Here is a 21,177-nt window from a genome sequence, read left to right as displayed (position 1 = left end):
TCGGGTTCAATGGGCCCATGAAGGCCGTGGTGATAGGCGGGGGAATCGCCGGCTTGCTGGCGGCTCGTGTGCTGGGCGAGTCTCACGATGTCGTTGTCCTGGAACGGGACAAGCTGTCCGACGAACCCGAGTACCGCTCGGGTGTGCCGCAGGGCAGGCACGTGCACGGGTTGCTCGTGCGCGGTGGCGAGCTCATGGAGGGGCTGTTCCCGGGGCTGCGCGCGGAGCTCGTGGCGGCAGGGGCGCCACTGGCCGACGCGGGGGACATGCGGATCCTCAACTCGTCTGGTTGGCTGGCCACGACGCACACCGGTCTGCCGCTGCTGTCGTTGAGCCGCCCGTTGCTGGAGACCGCCATGCGGCGCCGCGTCACCGCGAAGATCGTGGACGACGTGCACGTCACCGGGCTGTCGTTCCGCGGCGGCGACGTGGACGGCGTGCTCACGCGGGACGGCAGGATCGAGGCGGACCTGGTCGTCGACGCGTCCGGCCGGTCGTCGAAGCTGGCGGCCTGGCTCGCCGAGGCGGGGATCACGGCGCCGGAACCCGAGGTGGTCGACTCCCGCACCGGGTACGCGACCCGGATCTACACCGCGCCGAAGGACTTTCCCGTGGTGTACGCCCAAAGTCTGTCCGCTCCGGACATCACGCGTGGCTGTGCGGTGATGCGCATCGAGGGTGACCGGCTGATGGTCACCGCGCAGGGCGCCGCCGACGATCACGCGCCACGGGACCTCGACGGCTACCAGGAGTTCCTGGACTCGTTGCGGGTGCCGATCTCGGAGCTGCTCGCCGAGGCCGAGCCGCTCACGCCGGTCTACCTGTTCGCCCGCACCGCCAGTCGCCGCAACGCTTTCGAGGCCACGGCGAACTGGCCCGGCGGGCTGGTGGCGGTGGGCGACGCGGTGTGCGCGTTCAACCCCGTGTACGGGCAGGGCATGACCGTGGCGGCGATGGAGGCGCTGTTGTTCCGGCAGCACGACGACTTCAGCGCCGAGGGCTGCCGGGCGTTCCAGCGCAAGGTCGCGAAGGCAGCGCAAGGGACGTGGGCGATGTCCAGCAACGCCGACCGCAGCTGGGCGGAGACCAAACGCGGCGGCGTGTTCGGCTGGTACCTCAAGAAGTGGCAGGCCGGGATCGTGCACGACCCCGACCTGTTCCGCCGCTTCGTCAGGGTCGTGCACATGGTCGCCTCGCCGGCGAGCCTGTTCAACCCGGTGGTGTTCAGAAGGCTGGCAAAGTACTCCAGGCAAGACCGGCGTCCGGCGCGTCGTCCCGGAGGATCGAGCCTTCGATGAGGCCGTACGGGCGGTCCGCGGCGTAGAAGACCTCGTTGTCGTTCTCCAGCCCGAACGCGCTGAGGTCCACCAGGAAGTGGTGCTTGTTCGGCATGGACAGGCGTACCTCGGCGACCTCCGAGCGGGCGTTGAGCACGGCCTCGCCCATCGCGTACAGCGTCTGCTGCAACGACAGGGAATGCTTGTCCGCGAACGTCTTCAGCATGATCGACCGGATCTCGGTGAACGACTTCGCCCAGTCCACGTCGGTGCCCGCGTAACGCCAGCGGGCCGTCACCGACGTCGCGAGGATGCGGTCGGTGGTCTCCTTCAGCGTCGTGTACGGGTCCTTCGGGTAGCCGTGGAACTCCGACCCGGTCGACTTCAGCACCACGAGGTCGCGCACGCCGGACACCACCCACGCCTGTGAGCCCTCGATCGTCACGGCGGTGGTGCGCTTCTCGTTCGATCCCTGCGAGAACGCGTGGTCGTGGCCGTCGATGCGCTCCCAGGCGTGCTCGTCGATCAGGATCCGCGCGCCGGAAATGGCCTCCTGCGTGCCGACGAAGTGCCGGCCCAGGCGCAGCGCGAAGTCCTCGATCTCGCCGACCGGTGCTTCCTTGGCGAACGCGTAGACGGTGTTCTTCTGCGTGTCCGTGGCGAGCACCTTGGCGTTGTCGCCGGTCAGGTGCGTGTCGGCGAGGTCCCCGCGCAGCGAGGTGCTGACGGTCAGGTCTTTGATCGTGTGCACGGAACCGTTGCGCGACACCGTGACGAGGCGGTTCTCGGCTTTTCCGTACTGGTTGGGGCCCAGGACGATGGCCATGTGATCAGCTCCCGATCAGCTTCTGCAGCCGCAACGCGGCGATCTTCGCGAGTTCGTCGTTGACGACGCGGAGCTCGACCTCCGGCGGGTTGTCCATCCGTGAGGACAGGTTGCCGAGCATTTCCGCGCCGCTCAGGCCGGTCGCGCACACCAGGTAGATGTGCCCGAACCGATCCTCGTACGCGGCGTTCGCAGCCGCCAGGCGATCAGCCTGGGAGCTGTCCACACCGGACTGTTCGGACCGCGACCACCTCGCCGACACCCCACCTGTCTTCTGTCGTTCGCCGATGCGCGGGTGCCCGGCGATCGCGCCGAGCACCTCCTCGTCGGAAAGTCCTTGTGCGGCAACCGAAGAAGCCGCGAGGAGTGCATCCATCGACGCGTAGGGCCTGCCCGCCACCATCGCGTCGACCCAGCGGGGTACCGCGAGGCACTCGGTGAGCAGAGGTCGAAGTTCGGCCTCCGGGGCGCTGTTGAAGCTCTCCACGTCTCTCCAAGTTTCTGTATCGCGGAATCTAACTTCCACATTCTTGACCTGGGCCGCGCGAGATGTCTAGTGTCTCCGTTGTACGGAATCTAACTTCCGCAATGTGGAAGGAATCGCCCGAGATGTTCGACGCAAACCTGTCCATGCTCTTCACCGAGCTGCCGTTGCTGGAACGCCCGCAAGCGGCGCGCGCCGCCGGGTTCGACGCGGTCGAGATCTGGTGGCCCTTCGCGGACGCCGTACCCGAGACACGCGAGATCGAGGCGTTCGAGAGCGCCGTGGAGGACGCCGGGGTGCGCCTGGTCGGCCTCAACTTCTACGCGGGCGACATGCCGGCGGGTGATCGCGGGCTCACGTCCTGGCCCGGCAGGGAGACCGAGTTCCGGACGAACGTCGAGATCACCGTCGCCATCGCGGCCCGCCTCGGCTGCCGCACGCTCAACGCGCTGCACGGCAACTTCGAGACCACCGCGCAGACCATCTCGAACTACCGCTTCGCCGCCGACATCGCGGCCGAGGCCGGCGCGCAGGTCGTCATCGAGCCGCTCAGCGGCGCGCCCAAGTACCCGATCAAGACCGCCGAACAGGCGTTCGACGTCATCGAAGAGATCGACCGCGGCAACGTGAAGCTGCTCGCCGACCTCTACCACCTCGCCACGAACGGCGACGACCTCGACATCCTCGCCGACCACGTCGACCTCATCGGTCACGTGCAGATCGCCGACGCTCCCGGACGCGGTGAGCCCGGCACCGGCGAGCTCGACATCTTCGGGCATCTCGCGAAGCTCCGCGCCAACGGCTACACGGGCTTCGTCGGCGCCGAGTACAAGCCCGTCACCCACTCCTTCGCTTGGAGGGATCAAGCATGACCAGGATCGGTTTCATCGGACTCGGCATCATGGGCAGCCCGATGGCCGCCCACCTCGTAGCCGCCGGGCACGACGTGACGGGCTTCGACCTCAGCTCCGCCTCGCTGGAGAAGCTCGTCTCCGACGGCGGCAAGGCAGCGGCATCCGCCCAGGAGGCCGTGAGCGGCGCCGAGGTCGTCATCACGATGCTGCCGAACCACCCGCAGGTCGAAGCGGTGATCGACGAGGTCACGTTCGACGACGGCACGTTGCTGATCGACATGAGCACGATCCGGCCGTCCACGTCGATCGAGATCGCGCGGAAGCTGTCGAACGTCCGCGTGCTCGACGCGCCGGTCAGCGGCGGCCAGACCGGTGCGGTCCAGGCGTCCCTGAGCATCATGGTCGGCGGCAACGAGGCCGACTTCGCCGCCGCCAGGCCGTTCCTGGAGGTCGTCGGCAGGACGATCGTCCACGTCGGACCACACGGCGCCGGCCAGGTGGTGAAGGCCGCGAACCAGCTGATGGTCGGCGGCGTCTACGCCCTGGTCGCCGAGTCGATCGTGCTGCTGGAGGCGTCCGGCGTCGACCCGAAGGCGGGCCTCGACGTGCTCGCGGGCGGTCTCGCGGCGAACCGGATCCTCGACCTCAAGCGCGAGTCCATGATCGCGCGCGAGTTCCAGCCCGGCTTCCGGATCGACCTGCACCACAAGGACATGGGCATCGCACTGGACGCGGCGCGCGCCGCCGACGTCGCGCTGCCGGTCACCAACCAGATCGCCGCACTGGTCGCGGCGGCACGCGCGCAGGGTTACGGGTCGCTCGACCACTCCGCGCTGCTCAAGGTCATCGAGAACTTCGCGGGAAGGGCCTGAAATGCCGAAGATCCCAGTCATGCAGGCGGTCGTCGAGGTCCTCAAGTCCGAGGGCATCGACACCGTGTTCGGCTGCCCCGGCGCCGCGATCCTGCCGCTGTACAAGGCGATGGAGCAGGACGGTTCGATCGAGCACCTGATCGTGCGGCACGAGGAGGGTGCCACGCACATGGCCGACGGCTGGTCGCGCACGACCGGCAACGTCGGTGTCGCGATCGGCACGTCCGGTCCCGCCGGCACGAACATGATCACTGGCTTGTACACCGCGCAGGCCGACTCCGTGCCGATCCTGTGCATCACCGGCCAGGCGGCGGTGTCGAAGCTGCACCAGGAGGCGTTCCAGGCCGTCGACATCGTCTCGATCGCAGCCCCCGTCACGAAGTGGGCGGTGCAGGTCAAGGAAGCCGCGCAGATGCCGTGGATCTTCCGCGAGGCGTTCCGGATCGCCCGCTCGGGACGGCCGGGCCCGGTCCTGATCGACCTGCCGATCGACGTGCAGAAGCAGGAGATCGAGTGGGATTCGAGCATCGACGAACCGTTGCCCGTCCCCAAAAGCGTGCCGTCCGACGCACGGGTCGAGCGCGCGCTGGAGATGCTGTTCGCCGCCGAACGCCCACTGCTGCTCGCCGGTGGCGGTGTCATCCTCGGCGAGGCGTCTGATGAGCTGCTGGAGCTGGCCGAGCTGGTGCAGATCCCGATCCAGGCCACGCTGATGGGCAAGGGCGCGATCGACGAGGACCACCCGCTCTACGCGGGGATGACGGGCATCCAGACCTCGCAGCGCTACGGCAACGCGTCGTTCCTGGAGTCGGATCTGGTGCTGGCGCTGGGCGCGCGGTTCGGCGACCGGCACACCGGTGACCTCGACACCTACCGCGGCGACCGGAAGTTCATCCACGTCGACGTCGAACCGACCCAGATCGGCAAGGTGTTCGGCCCGGACCTCGGGATCGTGGCCGACACCAAGCTGTTCTTGCAGGCACTCCTCGAAAAAGCACGTGCACGTGGACCGCGCGCGGCCGGCGAGTGGGTCGACCGCTGCCAGGAGCTCAAGCGGACCCTGTTGCGGCGTGAGGACTTCGACACCGTGCCGGTCAAGGCACCGCGGGTGTTCAAGGAGATCAACGACTTCTACGGTCCTGACACCTACTTCGTCACGGCCATCGGGCTCTACCAGATCTGGTCCGGTCAGCACCAGAAGGCGCACAAGCCGCGGCACTACCAGGTCTGCGGCCAGGCCGGTCCGCTCGGCTGGGAGATCCCGGCGGCGATCGGCGTGAAGAAGGCGCGGCCGGACGCCGAGGTCGTCGGCATCGTCGGCGACTACTCGTTCCAGTTCCTCGTGGAGGAGCTCGCGGTCGGCGCCCAGTACGACGTGCCGTTCGTGCTGATCATGCTGAACAACGAGTACCTCGGCCTGATCCGGATGGCGGAGGACCACGGCGGCTACGACATGAAGTACGAGGTCGACATCCACTACGACACCAGCGGCTCGGACAACGTCAAGATCATGGAGGCGTACGGCTGCTCCGGCATCCGCGTGGCCGATCCCGGCGAGATCCGCGGCTCGCTGGAGTGGGCGCGCAAGGAGGCCGACAGGACCTCCAGGCCGGTGCTCGTGGAGATCATGATCGAACGCGAGGGCAACACCGCGAACGGCACGTCGATCGCCGCGATGAAGGAATTCGAGCCGCTCCCGTGACACGAGTCGTCGTCGCGCCGGACAAGTTCAAGGGATCGCTCACCGCCCCGCAGGTCGCTGCCGCCGTCGCGCGCGGCCTGCGGGAGGCGGTCCCGGACGTGGACGTGCGCCTTCTCCCGGTGGCGGACGGCGGCGACGGCACCGTCGACGCCGCCGTCGCCGCCGGGTTCCTGAAGGTGGGGCGCTGGGTCACCGGCCCGGCCGGCGCGCCGGTGCCCGCGTCGTTCGCCGTCCGCGGCACGACGGCCGTGGTCGAGGTGGCGTCGGCGGCCGGGCTGACCTTGCTGGACCGGCCCGCGCCTCTGGACGCCACCAGCCACGGGGTCGGTGAGCTGCTGAAGGCCGCGCTGGACATCGGCTGCACCACGATCGTGCTCGGGCTGGGCGGCAGCGCGTGCACGGACGGCGGCGCCGGGATGCTGGAGGCGCTGGGCAAGGCGTCGTTCGCCGACGTCGACCTGGTGCTGGCCTCGGACGTGGACAACCCGCTGCTCGGTCCTTCCGGTGCGGCGGCGGTCTACGGGCCGCAGAAGGGTGCATCACCCGAACAGGTGGAGATCCTCGAAGCCCGGCTCGAAGCGTTCGCCCGGCGGATCGGGCCGGAGTACGCGTCACGTCCGGGAGCCGGTGCGGCCGGCGGGATCGGGTTCGCGGCGTTGGCGGTGCTCGGCGCGAGGTTCCGGCCGGGCATCGAGGTGGTGCTGGAGCTGGCCGGATTCGCCGAGGCCGTCGCCGGGGCGTCGTTGGTGATCACCGGCGAGGGATCGCTGGACGCGCAGACCCGGCACGGCAAGGCGCCGTACGGGGTGGTCAGGGCCTCCGGGGACGTGCCGGTGGTCGCGGTGGCAGGTCGGTGCTCGATCGAACCCGGCGACCTGGGGCTGAAGGCCGCCTACGCGCTGCTGGACGTCGAACCGGACGTCACGCGGTGCATGGCCCTGGCCGATTCGCTCCTGGGCGTTCTCGGCGGTCGCATCGCCCGCGACTGGGTGTCAGAGTGAGGGACATGGACCTGGTCTTCCGCGCCCGCAGGGTCATCACCCCCCAGGGCGAGATCGCCTGCGACGTCGGTGTGGTCGACGGCCGGATCGTCGCCGTCGAGCCGTTCATCGACTCACCGAACGTCATGCACCTCTCGGACGACGAGGTGCTGTTGCCTGGCCTGGTCGACACGCACGTGCACGTCAACGACCCCGGCCGCAGCGAGTGGGAGGGCTTCGAGACGGCGACGAGAGCCGCTGCCGCCGGCGGTGTCACCACGATCATCGACATGCCGCTCAACAGCATCCCGCCCACGGTCGAGGTGGCGGCGCTGGAGATCAAGCGCAAGGCCGCGGCGAACGTGTCGGTGGACGTCGGGTTCTGGGGCGGGATCATCCCCGGCAACCTCGCCGACCTGAAGCCGTTGCACGAGGCCGGCGTCTTCGGCTTCAAGTGCTTCCTGCTGCACTCGGGCGTCGACGAGTTCCCCGCGGTGACCAAGGCTGAGCTCGAAGCGGCACTCAAGGAACTGGCCACGCTCGACGCGTTGACGATCGTGCACGCCGAGGACGCGCACACGGTTCGTGACGCCGAACCTGACTACGCGGGGTTCCTCGCCTCACGGCCGCGCGAGGCCGAGAACCGGGCGATCGCCGATGTCGTCGAGCTGACCCGCAAGACCGGCGCTCGCACGCACGTGCTGCACCTGTCGTCGTCGGACGCGTTGCACATCATCGAGGGCGCGCACCGCGACCGGCTCCCCGTGACCGCCGAGACCTGCCCGCACTACCTCACGTTCACCGCCGAGGAGATCCACGACGGGCAGACGGAGTTCAAGTGCTGCCCGCCGATCCGCGAGGCCGCGAACCGCGAGGCGTTGTGGCAGGGGCTGCGCGAGGGCGTGATCGAACTGGTCGTCAGCGATCACTCGCCGAGCACGGTCGAGCTGAAGGAAGGCGACTTCGCCACGGCGTGGGGCGGTATCGCGTCACTGCAACTCGGCCTGCCCGCGGTGTGGACGGGGGCGCGGGAGCGGGGCTTCCAGCTCACCGACGTCGTCCGCTGGATGGCCGTGCACCCGGCGCGTCAGGTCGGGCTGGAGACCAAGGGGGCCATCGAACCGGGCAGGGACGCGGACCTCGTGGTGTTCGCCCCGGACGAGACTTTCGTGGTGGACAAGAACAAGCTCCACCACCGCAACCCCGTCACGCCGTACCACGGCCGCACGCTGCACGGCGTTGTGCGTCAGACGTGGTTGCGTGGCAAGGAAATCAGTACGACACAGGGCAAGTTGCTACGCAGAGGAGAAGCATGACCGAGTGGACCCGGCTGCCCGATCTCGCCTCGCGCGCGGTCGGAGGCGGTGTGGTGTGGGCGAACGACGAGCTGTTCGCCGAGCGGGAGAACCTGATCAAGCCCGCCGAGCCGGTCTACCAGACCTACACCTTCGGCCACAAAGGCCAGGTCTACGACGGCTGGGAGACCCGCCGCCGCCGTGAGGCCGGCGTCGACCAGGCGGTGATCCGGCTCGGCATGCCGGGTGTCGTGCGCGGAGTCGTCGTCGACACGGCGTTCTTCAAGGGCAACTACCCGCCGTTCTGCTGGGTCGAAGGCGCTCAGGTCGACGGCTATCCGTCCGCCGACGAGATCACCGAGTGGTTCCCGTTGGTCGAACGCTCCGCACTCAAGGGCGACGAGAAGCACTACTTCGACGTGCGCGAAGGACGCCGCGTCACACACGTACGCCTGACCATCGACCCCGACGGCGGTGTCGCCCGACTGCGCGTGCACGGCGAACCGCTCGCCGACCCGCGTCTGCTCGTGGGCGGCATCGACCTCGCCGCGCTGGAGAACGGCGCGGTCGTCACCGGGTGCAGCAACATGTTCTACAGCTCGCCCAACAACCTCATCTCCCCTGGTCAGGCCACGGTCATGGGTGAGGGCTGGGAGACCGCGCGCCGGCGTGACGACGGCAACGACTGGGTGTCGCTGCGGCTCGCCGCACCCGGCGTCGTGCAGCTGGTCGAGCTCGACACCAGCCACTTCAAGGGCAACGCGCCGGGCTGGGCGTCGGTCAGCGGCTGCGACGAGCGCAAGGACCCGGAGGCGTGGTTCGACCTGCTGCCGCGCACCCGGCTGCAGCCCGACACGCGGCACCGGTTCGTCGTGGACGGCACCGAGGCAACTCAGGTGCGACTCGACATCTATCCCGACGGAGGCATGGCACGCCTCCGAGTGCTCGGCACCCCTACGAGTGACGGCCTAGCACACCTGCGGACTATGTGGGCCAAAACGACTAACTGACGGTGGTTGTACGACCACAGTCTGATTCTTTTCCCTACCTCGGTTGGTTGTCTGCGTCACACGATCGGTGGAAGCGTTTCCTCTCGCAAGATCGGGGATCTAGGGAGGAAATCCACATGCAACCGATGATGCGCGCCCTCGGGGCCGCGCTCGCGAGTTCTGCATTGGTTCTGGGCATGACGCCGCTCGCGTCCGCGGCTCCGGAAGGTCAGCCGGAGTTCAAGGTCGGCGCGATCGACTGGAAGCCGTGCGAAGAGGTGCCGACCGTCGAGTGCGGCTTCTTGACGCTGCCGATCGACTACAGCAAGCCGAACGGGGAGAAGTTCCAGCTGGCCGTGTCGCGCAGAAAGGCGAGCGACCAGACCAAGCGCATCGGCGCGATGGTCATCAACCCCGGTGGACCCGGTGGTTCGGGCGTCGACTTCTCGATGTTCGCGGACCGCTACTTCAGCAAGGACATCATCGACAAGTTCGACGTCATCGGGTTCGACCCGCGTGGCGTCGCGCGCAGCCAGCCGATCAAGTGCTCGGCGGAGGTGCTGCAACGCCAGCCGTCCGACTACCCGAAGAGCAAGGCGGAGTTCGACAAGCTGGTCGAGTTCAACAAGGAACTGCGCGCGGACTGCCGCAAGGTGTCCGGCGCGATCTTCGACCACGCGTCGACGTTCGACGTCGCGAACGACATCGACTCGATCCGCCGTGCGCTGGGCGAGAAGAAGATCAACTACTACGGCGTCTCGTACGGCACGATCATGGGCCAGCACTACGCGGCGCAGTACGGCCAGAACATCCGCGCCATGATCATCGACTCCAACATGGACCACAGCCTCGGCACCTGGAAGTTCATGGAGACCGAGGCACGCGGTGCCGAGGACATGTTCAACGAGTGGGTCAAGTGGAGTGACCGCACGCCGACCTCGCCGTTCTACGGCAAGGACCTTCGCAAGATCTGGAAGGATCTCCTCGCCAAGGCGGACCGCGGTGAGGTGACCGACCCGAACGGGCGCAAGATCACCGGACAGGAGCTCGGCGGCTCCGTGGTGGGCATGGGCTACGGCCCGGCCTTCAAGCCGTTCGCCGACTTCGTCGCGTCGCTCGTGCAGGGCACGCCGGTGGCCGCTCCGGCGGGCTTCGCGGCGGGTGAGACGTTCGAGAACCCGTTCGCGGGCATCTTCTGCAACGACTACAACCTGCGCGTCAGCTCGTGGGGCGAGTACCAGGCGCTCAACGCCATGGAGAACCGCGTCGCGCCGAACACGCGTGGTTCGTCGCTCGGCCATGGCGCCACGATGGGCTGCGTCGGGTTCCCGAAGGCCACGAACCCGCAGCGGCCGCTGAAGATCAAGAACGCGCCGAAGATCCTCATGACCAACGCCAAGTACGACCCGGCGACGGTCTACGAGTGGGCGGTCAACGCGCACCGTCAGACCCGTGACACCACCGTCTTCGTCACCTACGAAGGCTGGGGCCACGGCGTCTACGACCGCAGCGAGTGCACGCTGAAGATCAACGACGAGTACCTGGTGGGGCTGAAGCTGCCGCGCAACGGCACCTCGTGTGCCGCGGTCGAGCCTCCGGCCCAGGCGTCGATCCTGACCGCCGAGCGCCCGGTGCCTGCTGGACCGTTCTCGGTTCGCTGACAGGCAGGTCGTGAGCCGTGCCCCCGGTGTGTCCGCCGGGGGTACGGCCCGCTGCCCACGGTGTCGAGCGGCCACGACGGGTGCGTCCAACTGCCCCGGAAGTGGGAGCCCGCGGCTACTTCTCGTCACCAGATCTCGTTACCGGCCCGGCGCCGTGAGGTGGCCGAATCGAGACCGTGAACGCCGTGAAACGTGGACGTAACAACCTCGGCCCGACAGTTCACCTCCGCGAAACGTGCCGCGTAAGTGCGCGAAACAGGACATCTCGATGCTCCCTGCAACCGACGTGCAGTGGAGGTCGAAGTGGATACAGGGGACACCGCCTGGGTGCTCACCAGCGCCGCATTGGTGCTGCTGATGACGCCGGGCCTCGCCTTCTTCTACGGAGGCATGGTCCGTTCGAAGAGCGTGCTCAACATGATGATGATGAGCTTGGGCGCGATGGCCGTAGTCGGTGTCCTGTGGGTGCTGTTCGGGTACTCGACGGCATTCGGTGCTGACGTCGGCGCGGGTCTGGTGGGCAAGCCGTTCGAGTTCTTCGGGCTCGACGGGCTGCTGGCTGCCGACTCGCTGGCGGGCAAGATCCCGAGCACGGTGTTCGTGGCGTTCCAGGCGATGTTCGCGATCATCACGGTCGCGCTGATCTCCGGTGCCATCGCGGACCGCGCCCGGTTCGGCCCCTGGCTGCTGTTCGCGGGTCTGTGGGCGACGATCGTGTACTTCCCGGTCGCGCACTGGGTGTTCGACTTCGACGGCAAGGACGCGGCCGGCAACGTCGTCGACCCCGGTGGCTGGATCGCCAACAAGCTACTCGCGATCGACTTCGCCGGTGGTACGGCAGTGCACATCAACGCCGGTGCGGCTGGTCTCGCGCTCGCGATCGTGCTCGGCAAGCGCGTCGGCTGGCCCAAGGAGCCGATGAAGCCGCACAGCCTGCCGCTGGTCGTGCTCGGCGCCGGTCTGCTGTGGTTCGGCTGGTTCGGGTTCAACGCCGGTTCGGCGCTGGGTGCCAACGGCCTCGCCGGTGTCACGTTCATCAACACGCTCGTCGCCACCTGCGCGGCGATGCTCGGCTGGCTGCTCACGGAGCGCATCCGCGACGGCAAGGCCACCACGCTGGGTGCCGCCTCCGGTGTCATCGCCGGCCTGGTCGCGATCACGCCCGCCTGTTCCTCGGTCACCCCGGTCGGTGCCATCGCGGTCGGTGCGATCACCGGTGTCCTCTGCGCCCTGGCCGTGTCGCTGAAGTACCGCTTCGGCTTCGACGACTCACTCGACGTCGTCGGCGTGCACCTCGTCGGTGGTCTGTCCGGCACGATCCTGATCGGTCTGTTCGCCAGCGAGGCGGCCCCGGCCAAGATCAACGGTCTCTTCTACGGCGGTGGCGTCGACCAGCTGTGGCGCCAGGCCGTCGGTGCCTTCGCGGTGCTCGGGTACTCGTTCGTGCTGAGCCTCGCGCTCGGTTACCTGGTGAAGTTCACCGTCGGCTTCCGCGCGCCGGAAGAGGCGGAGGTCGCGAGCATCGACGAGGCTGAGCACGCTGAGCGCGCCTACGAGTACGGCAGCCTCACCAGTGCGCGTGGTACCGGCAAGCCGAGCGTGGCCGCTGGTGCGACCGCGGTCCTCGAGGGGAGCAACAAGAAATGAAGCTGGTCACCGCGATCATCAAGCCGTTCACGCTCGACGACGTGAAGGGCGCCCTGGAACAGCTCGGGGTGCTGGGCATGACCGTCAGCGAGGTGCAGGGCTACGGCCGCCAGAAGGGCCACACCGAGGTCTACCGCGGCGCCGAGTACTCGGTGGACTTCGTACCCAAGATCAAGATCGAGGTCGTCATCGACGACACGGCGGTCGAGAAGGTCCTGGAAGCGGTGGTCGAGGCCGCCCGCACCGGCAAGATCGGTGACGGCAAGGTCTGGGTCACTCCGGTCGAGACGGTCGTGCGCGTGCGCACGGGCGAACGCGGATCGGACGCGCTGTAACAACGCTTGGGGAGACGGTCCGTGGAGAACAACGAAACGGCCGTCGTCACGGCTGACGACCTGGTACGAGCACGCGAAAGGCTGCTCGTGCCAGGTCGTCGTCGCTTGGCCGCCGAACCGCTGCGCGAGGCACTCGTGGACCTGCACGAGTTCTGGCTCACCAAACACGCGGGGGGAGCGGGGATATCCGGATCGGGTATCGCGCTCGTGGCGGTCGGCGGGCTGGGGCGGCGGGAGCTCGTGCCCTACTCCGACCTCGACCTGGTCCTGGTGCACAACGGCGTCAAGAACGTGGACGCCATCGCAGAGAAGCTCTGGTACCCGCTCTGGAACTCCGGCATCGGGCTCGACCACTCGGTCCGCACGGTCGGTGAAGCTCTGCGGGTCGCCGCCGGTGACCTGCGGACAGCGTTGGGACTGCTGGACCTCCGGCACATCGCGGGCGATCCCGAGGTCTCGCAGAAGCTCGCCGAGGGGGCGCGCCAGGCGTGGCGCGGCAACGTCCGCAACCGGCTGGACGAGATCGCCGAGTCGTCGCAGAAGCGCTGGGGCCGCAGCGGCGAGATCGCACACCGCGTGGAACCCGACCTGAAGCACGGTCGTGGTGGGTTGCGGGACATCACGATCCTGGACGCGCTGTCGATCGCGCAGGTAGTGGATCGGCCGTCCGCCGACGTGGACGAGGCCCGCAAACTGCTGTTGGACGTTCGCACCGAACTTCGCCGTGTGGCAAGGAAACCTCGTGACGTGCTGCGGGCGCAGGACGGGGACGAGGTGGCGTCCGCGCTCGGTTTGGCCGACCGGTTCGCTTTGGCCCGTTCACTTTCTTCTGCCGCACGCACTGTCGTCTACGCGTTCGACGTTGCTGTGCGCACGGCTCGTGCCGCCGCGCCCAAGCGTGGGCTCGGGGCGTTCCTGAGAGGACAGCCGCCGCGCAGGCCGTTGGATGAAGGTGTTGTGCTGCACGGGTCCGAGGTTTCTCTCGCCCGTGACGCGATTCCCAGCCGTGATCCCGCGTTGTTGTTGCGCGTGGCCACGGCGGCAGCCCGTTCGAAGCACCCGATCGCGACGGGCACGTTGTCCCGGCTCGCGGACTCGGCGCCGGAGCTGCGGCAGCCGTGGCCGCGCGAGGCCCGCGAGGAGCTGCTGGCGTTGCTGGGCAGCGGTAGCGGGCTCGTGGACGTCGTGGAAGCGTTGGACCGCACGGACTTGTGGGGCCGGCTGTTCCCCGAGTGGGGTGCGGTGCGGGACCTGCCGCCGCGCGACGCCGCGCACATGTGGACGGTCGACCGGCACTTGGTGCAGACGGTCGCGCACGCGGCTCGTCTCGTGACCACGGTGGCACGGCCGGATCTGTTGTTGCTGGGCGCGCTGGTCCACGACATCGGCAAGGGACGGCAGCAGGACCACTCCGAGGTGGGCGCCGCGCTGGCGACCCAGATCGGGGAGCGGATCGGGTTGTGGCCGCAGGACGTCGAGACGCTGACCGCGATGGTGCGTCATCACCTCCTGTTGCCGCACACCGCGACCAGGCGTGACGTCGAGGACGAGGCGACCGTGCACCGGGTGGTCGAGACGCTCGGTGGCGACCCGATCCTGCTGGAGCTGTTGTACGCCTTGGCGGAGGCCGATTCCCTCGCGACCGGACCCGGTGTGTGGACCGACTGGAAGGCCGCGCTGATGGCCGACCTGGTCGCGCGGTGCCGCAAGGCGATGGCCGGGGAGGCGTTGCCCAAACCGGAACCGCTGGACCCGTCGTTCGTCGCCATGGCGGAACGTGTTGCGAAGTCAGGAAAGCCGGACGTGCTGCTGGAGAAGCAGGACCACGCGGCGATCGTGACGGTGCTCGCGCCGGACCTGCCCGGCCTGCTGTCCAAAGCCGCCGGCGTGCTCGCGTTGAACTCGCTGGAGGTGCACGCGGCGACGTTGCGCTCGCACGGCGGTGCGACGGTGGACGCCTTCACGGTGTCGCCGCGATTCGGCTCGTTGCCGGACGCGTCACTGCTGCGCGAACAGCTGTCCAGGGCGATCGAGGGCTCGTTGCCGTTGGCGGACAAGCTCGCCGCGAAGGAACGCGACTACGGCGGCCCGCCGCTCGACCCGCCGCCCGCGAAGGTGCTGTGGTTCGACGACGAGGCGACCGGCGCGGTGGTGCTGGAACTGCGTGCGGCAGACCGGATCGGGCTGCTGCACCGGGTGGCCGGCGCGTTGGAGCAGTGCGGCGCCGACGTGCAGTGGGCGCGTGTGTCCACGTTGGGCGCGACGGTCGTCGACTCGTTCAGCATCGCCGGCGCCGACCTGGATCGGCGGCGGATCGAACGAGCGGTGCTCGACGCGGCCAAGTAGAGGTTGAGTAGCTCTACGCACAACCTCTCCGGGTGCTCACGCTCCTGCGCGCTTCCGGAACCGGGCAGTCTTCGTGGTGTCCGGAAAGCGTCCTCGAGGGGTGGATCGCTTCCCGGACGGGCAGAGGCGGTGGTGACGAGTGACGGGCCGGGGGAGGTACCGCGCACTCGCACCGCCGCCGGTGTTCCTCCTTGCATGACAACGAGACAGCTTCCTGGACAACGCTCGTGCGGTCCGGGCATGGTCGAGTTCTCGTTGTTCTGACTGGGGAGGAACAAGTTGAGAACCGCAATGGTGGCCGCCGTCGTCGCGGCCCTGATCATTCCCGCTACCGCTCAAGCGGCTCCGCCGGCCGTGGAAGACCTCGGCACGTTGCCGGGTGATCTCCGGAGCGCCGCGGTCGACATCAACGACTCCGGCGCGATCGCCGGCGTCTCCTACGGCACAGGTACCTCGCAGCACGCCGTGCGCTGGGACCGTTTCGACGGCATCAAAAAGCTCCCGGACCTCGGCTTCGACTCGTGGGCCGCGGCCATCAACCGCGACTACGTGGTCGTCGGGTACGCCGTGAACTCGGCCAACCAGGCCCAGGCGGTGAAGTGGAACTTCTCCGGGGTGCTGGCGCAGCTGACGGTGCCGGGCGCGACGAGTTCCGTCGCGTACGACGTCAACGACTCCGGCACCGTCGCGGGCACGGCGATGATCAACGGCGTGAGCCAGGCGGTGCTCTGGGACTCGACCGGTGCCGCGACGATCCTGGGCGCGGGCACCGTTCCGAGGTGAACAACTCCGGTGTCGTCGCGGGCACCGTCGGCACCACGGCCGCGACCTGGAACATGGACGGCACGCAGACGTTGCTGCCATCGCTCTCGGGTGCCGCACGTCACTCCGTGACCGGCCTGAGCGAGGTCGGGCAGGTCATCGGCGTGGCGACCTTCGCCAACGGCACCTACCGCGCGGTCGTCTGGCGATGAAACCGCCGTGCGTTTCACCCGAAATCGGACCAAACTGAACGAGAAGGATGGTCAAGACGTCTTCTAGGACATGACCGCCGTGTTGAACACGCAGACCGCAGTCATCCGAGTGCAGCCGCGCTCGCTCGTAGTCCTCGCCGGCATTCCCGGCGCGGGCAAGACGACGCTGCTCACCCGCCTGGACGCGGACGAGCCGGTCACCGTCCTCGACTCCGACCAGGTGCGCATGTGGCTGGAACCGCGGATGCCCCTGCCGTACAAGTACTGGCGCGTCTTCGTGCACCTCACACACCGTCTGCGCGTCTTCTGGGCAGCGCTGTTCTGCGCGGGACTGCTGGTCGTGCACGAACCGTCCACCCGCCCTGGCACCCGTTTCATGCTCGTACTGGCCGGCCTGCTGTCGGGGCGTTCCCGCCACTTCCTGTGGCTGGACGCCTCGGCGGCCCAGGCCCTGGACGGCCAGATCGCCCGCCGCCGCGTCGTGCGGGCTCACGCTTTCGAGCGACACGTCCGCCGCGGCTCGTCGATGCGAGCGCAGTTCGAGGCGGGCTGGGTGCCCTTCGGCTTCGCGAGCGTGACGCTCCTCACCCGTGCGGGGACCTCTGGTGGTCTGCGCATCATGGTGTCGTGATCAAGGCTGTCCTCTTCGACTTCGCAGGCACCCTGTTCGGGCGTCCCACCTACCGCTGGCTGTCCCCGCCCCACCTCACCGTGCTGCGCGCCCCGGCGCCGTTCATCGCCAGGATGAACGCCGCCGAGCGTGCGGTGTGGGACGCCCGGGACCTGACGCCGCTGGCCAACCGCTCGGCCTACCTGACCCTGTTCCGGCTGGCAGGGCTGACGATGACCGACGACCTGTTCCAACGACTGCACAACCCGGCGTTCTGGCTGCCGTACTCCGACACCGCGGCGGCGTTGTCGCGGGTCCGGCCGCTGAAGGTCGGGGTGCTGAGCAACATCTCGTGGGACATCAGGCGGGTGTTCGCGCGCGAGTCGTTGTCGGTGGACGGGTTCGCGTTGTCGTTCGAGATCGGGGTCTCGAAGCCTTCCGCGAGGGCTTTCGAGGCTGCCTGCGTTCGACTCGACGTTGCTCCATCCGAGTGTTTGTACGTCGGCGACGACCCGGTGTCGGACGGGGCGGCGGTGTCGGCGGGGCTGCGGTTCGCCCAGATCTCCACGGCTCCGGTCGGACGCCGTGAGCCGGTGTTGCTGGAGGCTCTGGCGGCACACGGGATCAGCTGATCCGCATCCTGGCTTCCGCGATGAGATCAGCGACGTCCTGGCCTGTGCAGGACAACGGATGAGAGAACCCGTCGGACGTGTTCCAGTACCGCACGGTGTGATCGGCCGAGCCGGTGACGGCCATGCCCTCCGGTGACCACAGCGCCGCGGTCACCGGTCCCGTGTGTCCGATCAACGCCGTGCGCTGACCACCTGTCCGTGGATCCCAGACGCGGGCGGTGTGGTCGTTGGACGACGTGAGGAGGCTGCGGCCGTCCGGTGACCAGGCGATGGTGTTGATCTCGTCCGTGTGCCCGACCAGTTCGGTGATCAGCGTGAGCTCGTTCGACAGGCGCAGGAGCGCCACGGTTCCGTCGGCCGCACCGGCCGCGAGCACGTCGCCGTGCCAGGCGACTGAGGTGAACCGCTTGTCGGCGCGGTACGAGCACAGCGTGCGGTCGAGGGAGTTGACCGTGATCAGGTTGTCGTCGCCCGCGACAGCGAACACCTGACGATCGGGATGCCACGCCACCGCGCGCAAGAACCCGGAATGCCGGGTCCACCCCGGAGAAGGGATCAGCCGGCCGTCGCGGTCGTAGACCCTGGGCAGCCAGGTGCGATCCCGTGAGGCGACCGCCAGCCACTTCCCGTCCGACGACCACTGGGCGTCGTGGACGCCGTCGAACGCGTCGGTCAGGCTGGCCACCGTGTTCAGGCCGCGGTCGAAGATCGTGACCACGCCGTCACTGATGCCGATCGCCAGCAGTTCTCCGTCGGGGGACCAGGCGAGCGATTCCGGACGGTAGTGCGGTTCGAGCGCGCGTTCGTCGCGGAATCCCAGATCGAGCAACCACGTCCTCGGTGGATCTTTCGAGTCGTCCTTCTGCCCAACGGTCACCTGACCGGTGCGCGGGTCCAACGCCATCGCGCTCACGGCGGCACGGGTGCCGGCCCACTGGTAACTGGGTTCCGATCCGATCTTCCACACCCGTTGACCGCCGTCGTCCGCCACGGTCGCGAGCCGATCGCCGGCGTGTGACCACGCCACGTCGCACACACCTTGCCGATGTCCGCGCAAGCAGAGGACCTCCTGCGCGGTGACGGCGTCCCACACCCGCACGGTGCCGTCCGCGGAAGCGGTGGCGAGCCTCATGCCGCTCGGTGACCAGGCCACCCTCCGCACCTGATCAGAGTGCCCCATCAGGACGACCTGGTCGCCCTCGCTGAAGATCACGCCATCGGCGTTCTGGTCGCCGGTGGCGAACACCTCGGCATCGAAGGGGTGGAAGCGAACGGAGCGGACCGTGATACCGGCACGTGCCTCGAACCGGCGTTTCGCACCCTCGGGCCCGGTCAGCTCGATCAGGCCGTCGTCCCTGGCGACGGCGATCCACTCGGCGTCTGTCACGAGGTCCATGACGATGTCGGCGTCCCACAGACGGACCGGTTCGCCTCGCTCGTCGACGCTGCGCAGTTCGCCGGCCGGGTTCCTGTCGCGGCTGTCCGCCGCCCACACGTAGGCGCCGCCATCCGCGCAGGCCACCAGCGCCTTCGTGCCCTGTGCGTCGAAGCGCACGGACCAGGGACGGTCCGGCAGCGGGATGACCGTGATCTCCCGTCCCTCGGTGGGCGACCACATCCGCAAGGTCTCGTCGGTCGCCACCGAAGCGATGACCTCGCCGGTCGGTGACCACGCGACCGAACGCACCCAGCCGGGATCGGTGCCGCGATGTTCCTGACCGTGCTGGAAGACGTGCGTGCAGGCGCCCGTTTCGGCGTTCCACACGCGCACGGTGCCGTCCTTGGACCCGGTGACGAGCGCTGTGTCGTCGGGCGACCAGTCGACACCCCATACGCCGCCCGTGTGTCCGGTGAACGCCCGCAGGACGTGTGTGGAAGCCATGGCGCGCAACAAGCTGACCCGCCACTCGGCGAGGTCGGGTGCGTGCAGCAGCAGCCGGACGTTGAGGTCGTCACCCGCCAGCGCGCGTAGTGCGTCGTCCGGATCCATGGACCTCGCTCGCCGTACCTCATCGTCAAGGCGTTGCTGCAACGAGCGGCTGAGCAGCCGGCGCGCGTTCTCGGAGAACTGGAAGGACCGCAGCGCGTCGTCCAGCTGCGGCCACAGTTCCGCGAGCGATTCGTCGGACGCGGTCAGCACGCTCAGCAGTGAGGCGAGTCGCGACGGCGCGATGAGCTGGTCGGGGTGCTTCACCCATTCCGCGGCGATGTCCTCGACCTCACGCCGTGCTCTGAGCGCTGCTTGGTCGCGTTCCAGCCCTTCCCGCAGCCGTGGCCAGTGCAGGAACAGGCTTTCGTGCGCCACCTCGATCGACTGCTGGTTCGCGGTGAGCACGCGGTTGGTGATGAAGGGGTCGAGCAGTTCCCGGTCCTGGGCGGAGACGCCGTCGACCGCCACCGCCCGCTTGGTGAACTTGCCGGACTCGTCCACCGCCACCAGCAGCCGCAACGTGCGCAGCACTCGTCGTTCGGCTTCCCCTACTGGAGGCCAGGACCCGTCGTCCTCGCGCACCAGGTCCCGCGCCATCGCGAAGGCCTCGTCGGCCTGGCGCCGCAACACGTCCATCACGCGCCCGGAAGCCTCGTACTCGGCTCGGGTGATCGAGCGAGGTGCGCGCAGGCCGTCGGGGTTCACGTGCCGCCAGAGGTTCTCCAGGGCGAAGGCCAGCAGTGGCAACGACTCGCGGCTCGCGTCCTCCTGGATGAGACCCAGCGCCGCGTCGTCGACCTGCCAGCCGCGGGCCCGCAGCGGTCCGTTGATCACCAGCGGGAGCTCGGCCTTGGTCAGGGGCATGACGAGGAAGTCGTCGCGGAAGAGCGGTTCGAAGTCCTCCCGGCGCATGAGCTCGTCGAGGAAGTCGGCGCGGACCGTGTAGACGACCCAGGCTTCGCCGCGGCTGGCCGCGACCAGGCGTCGCAGCAGTGCGCTGGAGTCGCCGATCAGCAGTTCCTCTGCCTGGTCGAGCACCACGAGCCGGCGGCCAGGACCTTCGATCGGGGGCAGCACGCCCTGGGACGGCGTGACCGGGCCGATGATCGTCCAGCCCGCGCGTCGCAGCAGCGGGATCAGGCCGGCGCGGACCAGCGACGACTTGCCGGCGCCGGACGGGCCGATCACCGCCATCGCGCCGGACTCCCGCCGCCCCAGCAGTGGTTCGGCGAGCCGCTGGACGTCGTCCTCGCGGCCGAAGAAGAGCGAGGCCTGGTTCTCGTCGAACGCCTTCAGGCCGGGGAAGGGCGACGAGGGAGGTGCGGCTTTGCCCACTCCGGCCCGGTCCAGGATCTTCAACGCCGTGTCGAGCGCGGCGGCCAGCGAGGAGGCGTCGGTGTGGTCGACCTTCTGGGCCTGCAGGTCGTTGAGGATCGCGCGGTTCTGGGAGAGGGCGCTGAAGAACTCGATGCACGGCGCGTCCGGTTTCAGTTCGCGGAACAGCGACGACTCCCAGGTGCACCACTCGGAGTACGCGCCGGGTGAGGTGACGACGATCAGGGCGTCGGCGCCGAGGAGTTCGCGGCGCAGGCTGTCCTTCCACGGCATCGCGACATCGGGACCGGAGCCGGGCGCGGTGTAGGCGTGCACGTCCTCGTAACCGGCGTCCTTCAGGGCGCCGTGCAGGTAGAGCGCGATCTCGTCGCCCTCGTCGTGACCGTGGTAGCTGAGGAAGATCCGACCCACGCGGAGCATCCTGCATC

General features: G+C 68.6%; 18 protein-coding genes. 15 read left to right on the top strand and 3 right to left on the bottom strand.

What is annotated here, in order from left to right; genetic code table 11:
• Positions 1 to 17: 17 nt before the first annotated feature.
• Complete coding sequence (locus tag SK803_RS33585; protein ID WP_319970197.1) at positions 18 to 1,298, top strand: FAD-dependent oxidoreductase; 1,281 nt, start codon at positions 18 to 20, stop codon at positions 1,296 to 1,298.
• Here SK803_RS33585 and pucL read toward each other — a convergent pair.
• Together pucL and uraD are read right to left on the bottom strand one after the other, a co-directional pair.
• Positions 1,225 to 2,103: a factor-independent urate hydroxylase gene (gene pucL / locus SK803_RS33580; RefSeq protein ID WP_319970196.1), complete on the bottom strand. Its 879-nt coding sequence runs from the start codon at positions 2,101 to 2,103 to the stop codon at positions 1,225 to 1,227. The genes SK803_RS33585 and pucL overlap by 74 nt on opposite strands.
• Before the next feature lie 4 nt (positions 2,104 to 2,107).
• Positions 2,108 to 2,629, bottom strand: a complete 522-nt coding sequence (gene uraD, locus SK803_RS33575) for a 2-oxo-4-hydroxy-4-carboxy-5-ureidoimidazoline decarboxylase (protein ID WP_319970195.1) — start codon at positions 2,627 to 2,629, stop codon at positions 2,108 to 2,110.
• Positions 2,630 to 2,712: 83 nt separating this feature from the next.
• Here uraD and SK803_RS33570 point away from each other — a divergent pair, with 83 nt between their 5' ends.
• The 14 genes from SK803_RS33570 to SK803_RS33505 all read left to right on the top strand — a co-directional run bounded on the left by SK803_RS33570 (position 2,713) and on the right by SK803_RS33505 (position 17,484).
• On the top strand, positions 2,713 to 3,459 hold the full coding sequence (locus SK803_RS33570; protein ID WP_319970193.1) for a hydroxypyruvate isomerase family protein: 747 nt from the start codon (positions 2,713 to 2,715) through the stop codon (positions 3,457 to 3,459).
• A complete protein-coding gene (locus tag SK803_RS33565) occupies positions 3,456 to 4,313 on the top strand; it encodes an NAD(P)-dependent oxidoreductase (RefSeq protein ID WP_319970192.1) in 858 nt (285 codons plus the stop codon). The genes SK803_RS33570 and SK803_RS33565 overlap by 4 nt, the downstream gene beginning before the upstream one ends.
• Before the next feature lies 1 nt (position 4,314).
• Entirely contained in the window at positions 4,315 to 6,015 is a 1,701-nt protein-coding gene (gcl, locus tag SK803_RS33560) for a glyoxylate carboligase (RefSeq protein ID WP_319970191.1), read from the top strand.
• Complete coding sequence (locus SK803_RS33555; RefSeq protein WP_319970190.1) at positions 6,012 to 7,016, top strand: glycerate kinase; 1,005 nt, start codon at positions 6,012 to 6,014, stop codon at positions 7,014 to 7,016. The genes gcl and SK803_RS33555 overlap by 4 nt, the downstream gene beginning before the upstream one ends.
• A gap of 5 nt (positions 7,017 to 7,021) precedes the next feature.
• Positions 7,022 to 8,311, top strand: coding sequence for an allantoinase AllB (gene allB, locus SK803_RS33550; protein ID WP_319970189.1), 1,290 nt, complete (start codon positions 7,022 to 7,024; stop codon positions 8,309 to 8,311).
• The gene (alc, locus tag SK803_RS33545; protein ID WP_319970188.1) at positions 8,308 to 9,300 is read left to right on the top strand and encodes an allantoicase; all 993 of its coding nucleotides are present in this window, start codon (positions 8,308 to 8,310) and stop codon (positions 9,298 to 9,300) included. Before allB ends, alc begins: the two co-directional genes overlap by 4 nt.
• Positions 9,301 to 9,416: 116 nt before the next feature.
• The gene (locus tag SK803_RS33540) at positions 9,417 to 10,940 is read left to right on the top strand and encodes an alpha/beta hydrolase (protein ID WP_319970187.1); all 1,524 of its coding nucleotides are present in this window, start codon (positions 9,417 to 9,419) and stop codon (positions 10,938 to 10,940) included.
• 303 nt (positions 10,941 to 11,243) lie between these two features.
• Complete coding sequence (locus tag SK803_RS33535; RefSeq protein ID WP_319970185.1) at positions 11,244 to 12,587, top strand: ammonium transporter; 1,344 nt, start codon at positions 11,244 to 11,246, stop codon at positions 12,585 to 12,587.
• Positions 12,584 to 12,922, top strand: coding sequence for a P-II family nitrogen regulator (locus SK803_RS33530; protein WP_030479675.1), 339 nt, complete (start codon positions 12,584 to 12,586; stop codon positions 12,920 to 12,922). The genes SK803_RS33535 and SK803_RS33530 overlap by 4 nt, the downstream gene beginning before the upstream one ends.
• 21 nt (positions 12,923 to 12,943) lie before the next feature.
• Complete coding sequence (locus SK803_RS33525) at positions 12,944 to 15,268, top strand: [protein-PII] uridylyltransferase (RefSeq protein ID WP_319970182.1); 2,325 nt, start codon at positions 12,944 to 12,946, stop codon at positions 15,266 to 15,268.
• A gap of 279 nt (positions 15,269 to 15,547) precedes the next feature.
• On the top strand, positions 15,548 to 16,051 hold the full coding sequence (locus SK803_RS33520; protein ID WP_319970181.1) for a hypothetical protein: 504 nt from the start codon (positions 15,548 to 15,550) through the stop codon (positions 16,049 to 16,051).
• Positions 16,048 to 16,242: a hypothetical protein gene (locus SK803_RS33515; protein WP_319970180.1), complete on the top strand. Its 195-nt coding sequence runs from the start codon at positions 16,048 to 16,050 to the stop codon at positions 16,240 to 16,242. The genes SK803_RS33520 and SK803_RS33515 overlap by 4 nt, the downstream gene beginning before the upstream one ends.
• A 70-nt stretch (positions 16,243 to 16,312) precedes the next feature.
• Positions 16,313 to 16,873: an AAA family ATPase gene (locus tag SK803_RS33510; protein WP_319970179.1), complete on the top strand. Its 561-nt coding sequence runs from the start codon at positions 16,313 to 16,315 to the stop codon at positions 16,871 to 16,873.
• Complete coding sequence (locus SK803_RS33505) at positions 16,870 to 17,484, top strand: HAD family hydrolase (protein WP_319970178.1); 615 nt, start codon at positions 16,870 to 16,872, stop codon at positions 17,482 to 17,484. The genes SK803_RS33510 and SK803_RS33505 overlap by 4 nt, the downstream gene beginning before the upstream one ends.
• Here SK803_RS33505 and SK803_RS33500 read toward each other — a convergent pair.
• Positions 17,477 to 21,160 carry an nSTAND1 domain-containing NTPase gene (locus SK803_RS33500; protein WP_319970177.1) on the bottom strand — a complete coding sequence of 1,228 codons (3,684 nt, stop codon included), beginning with the start codon at positions 21,158 to 21,160 and terminating at the stop codon, positions 17,477 to 17,479. The genes SK803_RS33505 and SK803_RS33500 overlap by 8 nt on opposite strands.
• Between the last annotated feature and the right edge of the window lie 17 nt (positions 21,161 to 21,177).

It is taken from the genome of Lentzea miocenica (assembly GCF_033949945.1).
GTDB lineage: Bacteria > Actinomycetota > Actinomycetes > Mycobacteriales > Pseudonocardiaceae > Lentzea > Lentzea miocenica.
This window is presented reverse-complemented; position numbering and strand designations above follow the sequence as displayed.

Bases quoted from the DNA above. Each gene is read 5' to 3' on its own strand.
- SK803_RS33510 (WP_319970179.1), top strand. From the start codon at position 16,313: ATGACCGCCGTGTTGAACACGCAGACCGCAGTCATCCGAGTGCAGCCG.
- SK803_RS33585 (WP_319970197.1), top strand. From the start codon at position 18: ATGAAGGCCGTGGTGATAGGCGGGGGAATCGCCGGCTTGCTGGCGGCT.
- SK803_RS33530 (WP_030479675.1), top strand. From the start codon at position 12,584: ATGAAGCTGGTCACCGCGATCATCAAGCCGTTCACGCTCGACGACGTG.
- SK803_RS33540 (WP_319970187.1), top strand. From the start codon at position 9,417: ATGCAACCGATGATGCGCGCCCTCGGGGCCGCGCTCGCGAGTTCTGCA.
- alc (WP_319970188.1), top strand. From the start codon at position 8,308: ATGACCGAGTGGACCCGGCTGCCCGATCTCGCCTCGCGCGCGGTCGGA.
- pucL (WP_319970196.1), bottom strand. From the start codon at position 2,103: ATGGCCATCGTCCTGGGCCCCAACCAGTACGGAAAAGCCGAGAACCGC.
- gcl (WP_319970191.1), top strand. From the start codon at position 4,315: ATGCCGAAGATCCCAGTCATGCAGGCGGTCGTCGAGGTCCTCAAGTCC.
- allB (WP_319970189.1), top strand. From the start codon at position 7,022: ATGGACCTGGTCTTCCGCGCCCGCAGGGTCATCACCCCCCAGGGCGAG.
- SK803_RS33565 (WP_319970192.1), top strand. From the start codon at position 3,456: ATGACCAGGATCGGTTTCATCGGACTCGGCATCATGGGCAGCCCGATG.
- SK803_RS33570 (WP_319970193.1), top strand. From the start codon at position 2,713: ATGTTCGACGCAAACCTGTCCATGCTCTTCACCGAGCTGCCGTTGCTG.